The sequence below is a fragment of the Pseudomonas sp. MWU12-2029 genome (genome assembly GCF_023242425.1).
GTDB classification, from domain to species: domain Bacteria; phylum Pseudomonadota; class Gammaproteobacteria; order Pseudomonadales; family Pseudomonadaceae; genus Aquipseudomonas; species Aquipseudomonas kribbensis.
This window is the reverse complement of the sequence record NZ_JALJDY010000003.1, coordinates 511,146-519,678: the sequence shown is the minus strand read 5'-3', so window position 1 is coordinate 519,678 and position 8,533 is coordinate 511,146. Positions and strand designations below refer to the sequence as shown.

The following is an 8,533-nucleotide window of genomic DNA, read 5'->3' as shown; positions in this document are numbered from 1 at the left end:
CAAACCGCGTGATCAATTGAAACCTCGACTTCCATTTGAGGGTCAACGACGAGGAACAACCTGCGCGGTGGGTGACAGCGCCAGGGTGGTCCCGATCGGCTGCGACTGCCGGGTCTGTAGACACTCGGCAATCTTCTGGCGCCGGGTTTGTGACCCGTAGCGCCGCCGGATAATAACCACGTTTTTTGCTGGAGAGGCAAACAAAATGTAGGAAAAGTGCGAAATAAATATCGGAAGTTTCCTACGCCATCGGAATGATGGCCAAGCGACCGGGTTGTCATAAATGCGCCCGCGCAAACCTGCCCGTCCTTCGGGTATCCACTGCCGGAAAACCACGCAAAGACCCCGGCCTGACAGCCAGGCAGTCATCACTTCAAACACAGCCTTCAGGCATCGCTAACAAGCGCTAACAACGCATAACTGGCAGTCGATCAGGTCCCGGGGGCAGGATTGACGCTCACCGCTGAACGTCAGGCAACCTGCAGACATCATGGGTTGTCGCGGTCGGTCGAACGATGGTTTTGCGAGGGATCCGATCATGGCTGAAGGTTATCGCCAACATTGCCTGTGCGAGGCTGACCGACTCGGCAACGACGAGCTGTATGCCTTGGTCACGGGCGCCGTCAGGCATGACAGGGCTGAATCCCAGCAACTGTTCGCGACGGTGACACCGTTGCTCATCGCCTATTTCGAAGGCCAGGTACAGGCCGGAAGGATCAGTCGCGAGGACACCGGCCGCCTAGTCCAGCAAGCCTTCAAGACCCTTTATCTCGAGCAGGCCCGGCATGACCCCGGCTTTCCGTTTCGGGCATGGCTCATCGAGATTGCACGATCCACGCTGCTCGACAACCTGGCCCATCGGGGCATCACAGCGCCGGACCACCCCGGGCCGCTAGCGGGTGCGTCTGCCGCGGAACGTCACGACACCCCACGCTCAGCCTGCATCGATCTTTCGACGCAGTGAAAATCTTCACCAGGGAATACCCATGATCAACATCGAAAAAACGCTCTACACCGCACAGACCTGCACCACAGGAGGCCGTGAGGGGACCGCACGCAGTCACGATGGTCGACTTGATCTCAGGCTCTCTCCACCGGGTGCACCGGGGATGGGAACCAATCCCGAGCAGTTGTTCGCGGTGTGCTGGTCGGCTTGTTTTCTCGGTTCCCTGCGCCACGCCTGCAATGCGCGCAGGATCGGCTTCCCGGCAAACGCCGGGGTGGAAGCTCAAGTCGATCTCGTACACGCAGAACACGGGTTCTTCCTGCAGGCCCGCCTGGCCGTGTCGCTGCCGGAAATCGAGCCGGAAGTGGCACACCAGTTGATCGAAGCCGCGCACCAGAATTGCCCCTACTCCAAAGCCACACGCAGCAACATCAACGTCAGCATCACCCTCGCCTGATCCCTCCTCTGCCGCTCCCGAACGGACCTTCCGCCGACACGCCAGACACGCCAGCCCTGCCCGGCGGCCATGCAGCGACACCATGGTGCAATAGAGGGCTCCCAAGGCTTTTGATGTGATGGCGGCAAACCGACAAAAGCCAGGAGTAGCGCATGAAAAAGCTGACGACCGCCGCCGGCGCACCAGTGGTGGACAACAACAACTCGCAGACCGCCGGCCCGCGAGGCCCGGTGCTGTTGCAAGATGTATGGCTGCTGGAAAAGCTGGCGCATTTCGATCGTGAGGTCATTCCCGAACGGCGCATGCACGCCAAGGGTTCGGGAGCATTCGGCACCTTCACCGTCACCCGTGACATCAGCCGTTATACCAAGGCCAGACTGTTTTCGAGCGTGGGCAAGACCACCGATATCTTCGTCCGGTTTTCCACCGTGGCCGGCGAGCGTGGTGCCGCCGATGCCGAACGTGACATTCGCGGGTTTGCGATCAAGTTCTATACCGAGCAAGGCAACTGGGATCTGGTGGGCAACAACACGCCGGTGTTCTTTTTGCGCGATCCGCTGAAATTCCCCGACCTCAACCATGCGGTCAAACGCGACCCGCGCACCAACCTGCGCAGCGCCCGCAACAACTGGGATTTCTGGACACTGCTGCCCGAGGCGCTGCATCAGGTGACGATTGTCATGAGTGATCGCGGGTTGCCGCGCACCTACCGCCACATGCACGGCTTCGGCAGCCATACGTTCAGTTTCATCAGCCCGGCGAACGAGCGATTCTGGGTGAAATTCACCTGGAAGACCGAGCAAGGCATCGAGAACCTGACCGACCAGCAAGCCGCGACCCTGATCGGCGATGATCGCGAAAGTGCCCAGCGCGACCTGTACACAAGCATCGAGGAAGGCCACCTCCCGCAATGGAAGCTCTACGTGCAAGTGATGCCGGAGCTGGACGCCGAGACGTACCCGATCAATCCCTTCGACCTGACCAAGGTCTGGCCCCACAAGGATTACCCGTTGATCGAAGTCGGTGTGCTCGAACTCAACCGCAACCCCGACAACTACTTCGCCGACGTCGAGCAGGCAGCCTTCAACCCGGCCAACGTCGTGCCCGGCATCAGTTTCTCACCGGACAAGATGCTCCAGGCCCGCCTGTTCTCCTACGGCGATGCACAGCGTTATCGGGTGGGCGTCAATCATCATCAGATCCCGGTGAACGCCCCACGCTGCCCGGTCAACAGCTATCACCGGGACGGCCAGATGCGCACCGATGCGAACGCGGGCAGCACCCTCGGCTACGAACCCAACAGCCATGGCCAATGGGCCGAACAAGCGGATTTCAGCGAGCCACCGCTGGCCCTCAAAGGCAGCGCGGGGCACTGGGATCACCGGGAGGACGACGACTGTTTTTCGCAACCCGGCGCGCTGTTCCGAGCCATGACCATGGCCCAGAAACAGGCCCTGTTCGATAACACCGCGCGCTCGATTCATGGCGCCAGCGCAGCGTCGAAACAACGACACATCGACCATTGCACCCGGGCAGATCCGGCGTACGGCGCAGGAGTCGCGCAAGCCATCGAGGCACTGGGCTGATCTGCAAAGACGCTGGCAGCGAGCCGAAACAACAACGCCCGGATCATCCGGGCGTTGTTGTTTGTACGGGTCAGTCAGGCAATGATTCGCGACTGAAGGCCTGCACCTCCTGCACCAGACCGCGAGCCGCCATCTCCACCAGTTGCCGGCCCTTTTCCGGCGAAGCCTGGGCCGGGTCCGAGCCCATGCGGCCATCGGGGTGACGGGCACGGAAGTCCGCGGCTTCGCGGATCGGGCCCCAGTTGGCGATCTGCGGCGAGTAGTCGGCCGACTTGATGGAATCGGGATAGGCCCACTGGGTCACGGCGATTTCCGAAGGCGTCGCATGAATGCCGTGGCCGGTCGGGAACTGGTCACGCGCCAGCTCATTCACCCCTTCCAGATCCCACCAGTTGCACAGTTTCAGGGCGAACCCGGCCTTGCGCCGGGCAAAACTCGCCTCCGCGTACAGCTCCGAAAACGCCGCTTCGATCGAGGCGATGTTGCCGCCGTGGCCATTGAGGAAAAAGATCTTTTCAAAGCCGTGGGCGGCCAGCGAACGGGTCCAGTCCGCGATGGCCGCGATGAAGGTCGAGGGCCTGAGCGAAATGGTGCCGGGGAAACCGAGGTGATGTTGCGCCATGCCGATATTGAAGGTCGGGGCGATCAGGATGTCTGCACTTTTCTGCGTTTCATGGGCGATGATCTCCGGGCACATCCAGTCGGTGCCCAGCAGGCCGGTCGGCCCGTGCTGCTCGTTGGAGCCGATCGGGATGACGATGGTGCGGCTGCGTTCGAGGAATTGGGCGATTTCGGACCAGGTCGATAGATATAAAAGCATCAGGATTCTCACTCTTCGAAGGTTCCTCGCGGAACGAGGGTTGGCGTTCAATGCACCTGCAACAGCAGCGTCATTGATAACACCCGCCTCCCTTTGACGACAGAATACGAAGGTATCGGAATCGGCAGAACGCTTTAATCGCGAACGAGAAACTCACGGGGCGATTCGCCCATGACCCGTCTGAACATCGCACTGAAGGCGCTTTGGCTGGCGTAGCCCAGGTCCCGGGCAATCACCCCGATGGACTGCCCTTTGTCGAGCCGGTCGATGGCGGTCGCCAGCCGCACCTGTTGCAACCAATGCCGGAAATTCAGGCCGGTTTCATTGACGAACAGGCGAATCAGCGTGCGCGAACTGGCGCCAACCCGGTCTGCCCAATAGCCAATCGAATGGTCTTGTCCGGGGTCCTGCAGAATCGCCTCGCACACCGTGACCAGTCGCCTGTCGACCGGCCACGGCAATTCGATCGGCAACGTCCGCGCCGCCTGCAGTTCACTGAGTATCAACGCCACGATGTGCGCGTTGCGCCCTTCCTGCGGGTATTCGATCGGCTGGTCGGCCAGGGCCAGAATCAACTCGCGCAACAGTCCGGGGATCTCCAGCACTTTGCAGTGATGGCCCAGCCCTGCGCAGACCTGCGGCTCGATGTAGATCGAGCGCATCTTGACCGCGCTCAGCATCAACTGGTCGTGGATCACCCCGGGCGGAATCCATAACGCCCGCTTCGGCGGCAGGATCCACAACCCGCGTTCGGTGGCCACCCGCATCACGCCGTTCGAGGCATACAGCAGCTGCCCGTGCCGATGCACGTGCGGTTCGTTGTATTCGCCGGTGGCCTGATCGCGCACCAGCACGGTCATCACCCGCGGCACATCCTGATAGTCGGGATAACGTTCGCTGCGCCGCGTGGGCTCACGCCTGGCGACGACCCTGCGCACCTCTTGTTTCATCGCGTGGAGTCTCCTGAAAACAGCCCTTGATCGTCGTAAGGCCAGGATTGTCACTTTGACGACAAATCCTGGCATTTGCCATGGCCGGCCCATTGTTAGCCTTGCGCTCATTGTTCATCAATGAGGCATTTTCCCATGGCAATCACCCGCAATCTCTCCAGCAGCCAGCAGGCCATTACGGCGGTGATCGGCCTGCTGATCCTGTCCATCGCCCTGCGGCCGCCGATCATTTCGGTGGGGCCGATCCTGCTGTTGATCCAGCAGCACTTCCAGTTGAGCTACACCCAGGCCGCGCTGCTGACCTCGATCCCCGACGTCTGCATGGGCGTGTTCGCGCTGGTGGTTCCAAGCCTGGCCAGACGCTTCGGGATCGATCGCAGTGTGGTTGTCGCACTGACGCTGCTGGGGGCCTCGACCTTGCTGCGGGCACTCTCGCCGAATGCGTTTTTCCTGCTCGGCAGTACGTTCTTCGCCAGCGTCGGCATTGCGGTTGCCGGTGCAATGACCGGCGCGTGGATCAAGACTCACTTTGCGCAACGACCGGCACTGTTCATGGGCATCTATGCCGGCGGACTGAGCCTGGGCGCGACCCTCGCGGCAGTGTGCAGCGCGCCGATTGCCGAGCTGGCGCAGGACTGGCGGGTCAGCGCCGGTATCTGGAGCGTGTTGTGCCTCACCGCCATCGCCAGTTGGGTGTGGATGGCGCGGCGTTTTGCGACCCCGGCGCCAGTAGTGAAATCGCCGTCGCACCAGCGCAAGTGCCTGCCGTGGGGCAATCCGCAGGCGTGGTTGATCGCGTTGAATTTCGGTGCAGGTCAGTTTGTGGTTTACGCCCTCTTCGCCTGGATGGCACCTGCGTCGGTGGAAGCGGCCACGACGAGTGTGTCTCCGGGCGTCCTGCTGGGCATTTTTACGGCGGTGTTCGCCGTGGCCAGCGTGGGTGCGGGGCTGATTCCAGGCAAGGCCCACGACCGGCGCGGCCTGCTCGGGCTGTCGGCGTTGCTGGCCCTGCTGGGGCTGGGTGGCATGGCGTTCCTGCCGGGGTACTGGCCGATGCTTTATGTGGTGCTCGCAGCCATCGGGCTGGGCATGGGCTTCACCGTGGCCATGACCTTGCCGCTGGATCACGCCAGCACCAGCGAACAGGCCGGATTGTGGACGGTGTTCATGCTGTTCATCGGTTACCTGATCGCCGCGCTCGGGCCGTTGCTGTTTGGTGCTCTGCGCGAATACACCGGACACTATGGCCCGGCGTACACCTTGCTGTTTGCGGTCCTGCTGTTGATGCTCGGCATCACTCCGCTGCTCAGAGTGACACCGGCAGCATCGCCACAGGTATCTGCTGCCTGAGCGGGAAGTGAAAGACCTGCGACGCGCCTCGGCACGTCGCAGGATTTCAGTTGGCCGCCGCGGCTTTTTCAATCAATCGGGCCACCGGTGCCGGGTTCGACACCATCACCACGTGAGAGCCGCCCTTCACCACCTCCACTGCCTTGGCATCCGCACGCTGGGCCATGAACGCCATCGCCTGGGGCGGGATGTTCCTGTCCTTGTCGCCGTAGATGTACCACGACGGAATGTGCTTCCAGGCAGGCGTGCCGGCTTGCTCGTTCAGCGCTGCTTCGGTGACCGGGCGTTGGGTCGCGGCCATCAGCGCCGCTTGTGCAGCCGGGACATCGGCGGCGAACTGATCGTGAAACTTGCTCTGCTGGATGTACAAGTCCTTGCCGCCATCGGCCAGTGCGACGGGTGCCGCCAGTGTCGGGCCGAGGGTGCTGCCGGGAAACTTGCCGGCGAGCCCGGCAACGGTTTCACCGGCTTCGGGTGCAAAGGCACTGACATACACCAGCGCTTTGACATTGGCATGATCGTTGGCCGCCTCACTGATGACGTTGCCGCCATAGGAGTGACCGACCAGCACCACTGGCGACTGAATGCTGCTCAGCAACGCAGATACCGCTGCGCCATCGCTCTTGACGCCACGCAATGGGTTGGCGGCGGCGATCACCGTGTAGCCATCCTTCTCGAGAATTTTCGCCACGCCGTTCCAGCTCGACGCGTCGGCAAAGGCGCCGTGCACGAGTACCACGGTCGGTTTGGCGGATTGGGCAAAGGCACTCACGCCCAGACACAGCCCGGTAGCGAGGGTCAACGCAGTCAATGTTCTTTTCATGTGACAACTCCTTGTGTGACGAGATCAGGGGGCGTATCGGGTAAAGACGTAGTCATGGTTCTGCACCCGCGCCTGATGGCAGGCGAAACAGGTCTGGTGCTGGGCTTCATCGGCGGGTTTGCCGTTGATGAAGCGGCCGAACCCCCAGCCACCGGTCGCGGCGTATTTGCGCGAGTCCTTGACCATCACCTGAACGGTGGTGGCCGCCCCCGGAATCGAGGCGGGTTCGAACTCCGGGGACTGCACGTGTTTCCACGCCAGCTTGACCAGCACCGTGCCGTCGGGAAACGGCAGCGTCTTGCTCTGGTAAGCCTTGATCGCCCGGTCATTGCCCAGCACCGCGCGCAGTTCATCCAGCGGCGCGGCTTCCTGGGCCGGGGCAATCAGCGCCCACTGGCGATAGTTTTTCGGCAGTTTCACGCCGTAGATCGGCGAGGCGTCGCCATCGTCGGCCTCGCCCAACGCGACACCGGTGGCCGCCAGTGCCGCGAGCGCAATGGCCGACGGCAACACAGCCCAATGGTTGAGTTTCATCGTTGGGTCCCCTCAGGCCAGCAATCAGAGATGATCGGCATCGATCACCGCCTGGGCGAACGCCTGCGGCGCTTCTTGCGGCAGGTTGTGGCCGATGCCACCGCTGACCAAGCGGTATTCGTACTTGCCGGTGAAGCGTTTGGCGTAGGCCTCGGCCGGTGGATGCGGTGCGCCATTGGCGTCGCCTTCCAGGGTGATGGTCGGCACGCCGATCGAGGGGAATGCCGCCAGTTTTTTCTCCAGCGGATCGTATTGCGGTTCCCCTTTGATCAGCCCCAGACGCCAGCGGTAGTTGAAGATCGACACGGCGACGTGATCCGGGTTCTGCAACGCGGCGGCGCTGCGATCGTAGGTCGCATCGTCGAAGTTCCACTTCGGCGACGCCAATTGCCAGATCAGTTTCGCAAAGTCATGGGTGTTTTTCTCGTAACCCAGACGACCGCGCTCGGTCGCAAAATAGAACTGATACCACCACTGCAACTCGGCAGCCGGCGGCAACGGGGTCTTGCCGGCGTCCTGGCTGCCGATCAGGTAACCGCTCACCGCCACCAGCGCTTTCACCCGTTCCGGCCAGAGCGCGGCGACGATATCAGCGGTGCGCGCACCCCAGTCGTACCCGCCGAGTACCGCCTGCTTGATGTTCAAGGCGTCCATGAAGTCGATCAGATCCTTCGCCAGCGCCGAGGGCTGGCCGTTACGCACGGTTTTGGCCGACAGAAAGCGCGTATCGCCATAACCGCGCGCATAGGGAATCAGTACCCGATAGCCTTTCTGCGCCAGTGCCGGGGCCACGTCGGTGTAGCTGTGAATGTCGTAGGGCCAGCCGTGCAGCAGGATCACCACGGGCCCGTCGGCGGGGCCAGTTTCCGCATACGACACGTCCAGCAGTCCGGCCTTGACGTGTTTCAGCGCGCCGAATGAAACGTTGCTGCCGGCGGTGATCGCGTCGATCTTGCCGCCGGGTACTTCGGCGGCGCTGGCGTATGCCGAGGCGATGCCCAGTGCAATCGCCAGCATCGAAACGGCGAGCATGCGCCGGGATTGAGTTACAGCGTTATGGTCAGTCA

At 62.2% G+C, this 8,533-nt stretch carries 9 protein-coding genes; 4 read left to right on the top strand and 5 right to left on the bottom strand.

The features are described 5' to 3' along the window. Window positions 1-538: 538 nt before the first annotated feature. The 3 genes from M5B44_RS10035 to M5B44_RS10025 all read left to right on the top strand — a co-directional run bounded on the left by M5B44_RS10035 (window position 539) and on the right by M5B44_RS10025 (window position 2,989). Entirely contained in the window at window positions 539-964 is a 426-nt protein-coding gene (locus M5B44_RS10035) for a hypothetical protein (RefSeq protein WP_248739049.1), read from the top strand. Window positions 965-986: 22 nt separating this feature from the next. Continuing rightward, on the top strand, window positions 987-1,403 hold the full coding sequence (locus tag M5B44_RS10030) for an organic hydroperoxide resistance protein (RefSeq protein ID WP_248739048.1): 417 nt from the start codon (window positions 987-989) through the stop codon (window positions 1,401-1,403). Window positions 1,404-1,555: 152 nt separating this feature from the next. Next, window positions 1,556-2,989, top strand: a complete 1,434-nt coding sequence (locus tag M5B44_RS10025; protein ID WP_248739047.1) for a catalase — start codon at window positions 1,556-1,558, stop codon at window positions 2,987-2,989. A gap of 70 nt (window positions 2,990-3,059) precedes the next feature. Here the strand turns inward: M5B44_RS10025 and M5B44_RS10020 are convergent, their stop codons facing one another. Both M5B44_RS10020 and M5B44_RS10015 read right to left on the bottom strand, forming a co-directional pair. Beyond that, a complete protein-coding gene (locus M5B44_RS10020; RefSeq protein WP_248739046.1) occupies window positions 3,060-3,809 on the bottom strand; it encodes a creatininase family protein in 750 nt (249 codons plus the stop codon). Between the two features lie 134 nt (window positions 3,810-3,943). Beyond that, complete coding sequence (locus M5B44_RS10015; protein ID WP_248739045.1) at window positions 3,944-4,759, bottom strand: AraC family transcriptional regulator; 816 nt, start codon at window positions 4,757-4,759, stop codon at window positions 3,944-3,946. Between the two features lie 135 nt (window positions 4,760-4,894). On the opposite strand from M5B44_RS10015, the gene M5B44_RS10010 reads away from it, so the two are divergent. Further along, a complete protein-coding gene (locus tag M5B44_RS10010; RefSeq protein ID WP_248739044.1) occupies window positions 4,895-6,109 on the top strand; it encodes a CynX/NimT family MFS transporter in 1,215 nt (404 codons plus the stop codon). A 46-nt stretch (window positions 6,110-6,155) separates the two neighbouring features. On the opposite strand, the gene M5B44_RS10005 is transcribed toward M5B44_RS10010, so the two are convergent. The 3 genes from M5B44_RS10005 to M5B44_RS09995 are packed head-to-tail and all read right to left on the bottom strand — an operon-like array spanning window position 6,156 to window position 8,498. After that, window positions 6,156-6,932 carry an alpha/beta fold hydrolase gene (locus tag M5B44_RS10005; RefSeq protein ID WP_248739043.1) on the bottom strand — a complete coding sequence of 259 codons (777 nt, stop codon included), beginning with the start codon at window positions 6,930-6,932 and terminating at the stop codon, window positions 6,156-6,158. Window positions 6,933-6,956: 24 nt separating this feature from the next. Then, window positions 6,957-7,466 (bottom strand): cytochrome P460 family protein, encoded by a 510-nt coding sequence (locus M5B44_RS10000; protein WP_248739042.1) that lies wholly within the window; start codon window positions 7,464-7,466, stop codon window positions 6,957-6,959. A 24-nt stretch (window positions 7,467-7,490) separates the two neighbouring features. Beyond that, window positions 7,491-8,498, bottom strand: coding sequence for an alpha/beta fold hydrolase (locus M5B44_RS09995; RefSeq protein ID WP_412546967.1), 1,008 nt, complete (start codon window positions 8,496-8,498; stop codon window positions 7,491-7,493). Window positions 8,499-8,533: the final 35 nt, after the last annotated feature.

Coding starts and splice junctions, on each gene's coding strand:
- M5B44_RS10035 (WP_248739049.1), top strand. CDS start 539: ATGGCTGAAGGTTATCGCCAACATTGCCTGTGCGAGGCTGACCGACTC.
- M5B44_RS10030 (WP_248739048.1), top strand. CDS start 987: ATGATCAACATCGAAAAAACGCTCTACACCGCACAGACCTGCACCACA.
- M5B44_RS10025 (WP_248739047.1), top strand. CDS start 1,556: ATGAAAAAGCTGACGACCGCCGCCGGCGCACCAGTGGTGGACAACAAC.
- M5B44_RS10020 (WP_248739046.1), bottom strand. CDS start 3,809: ATGCTTTTATATCTATCGACCTGGTCCGAAATCGCCCAATTCCTCGAA.
- M5B44_RS10015 (WP_248739045.1), bottom strand. CDS start 4,759: ATGAAACAAGAGGTGCGCAGGGTCGTCGCCAGGCGTGAGCCCACGCGG.
- M5B44_RS10010 (WP_248739044.1), top strand. CDS start 4,895: ATGGCAATCACCCGCAATCTCTCCAGCAGCCAGCAGGCCATTACGGCG.
- M5B44_RS10005 (WP_248739043.1), bottom strand. CDS start 6,932: ATGAAAAGAACATTGACTGCGTTGACCCTCGCTACCGGGCTGTGTCTG.
- M5B44_RS10000 (WP_248739042.1), bottom strand. CDS start 7,466: ATGAAACTCAACCATTGGGCTGTGTTGCCGTCGGCCATTGCGCTCGCG.
- M5B44_RS09995 (WP_412546967.1), bottom strand. CDS start 8,498: ATGCTCGCCGTTTCGATGCTGGCGATTGCACTGGGCATCGCCTCGGCA.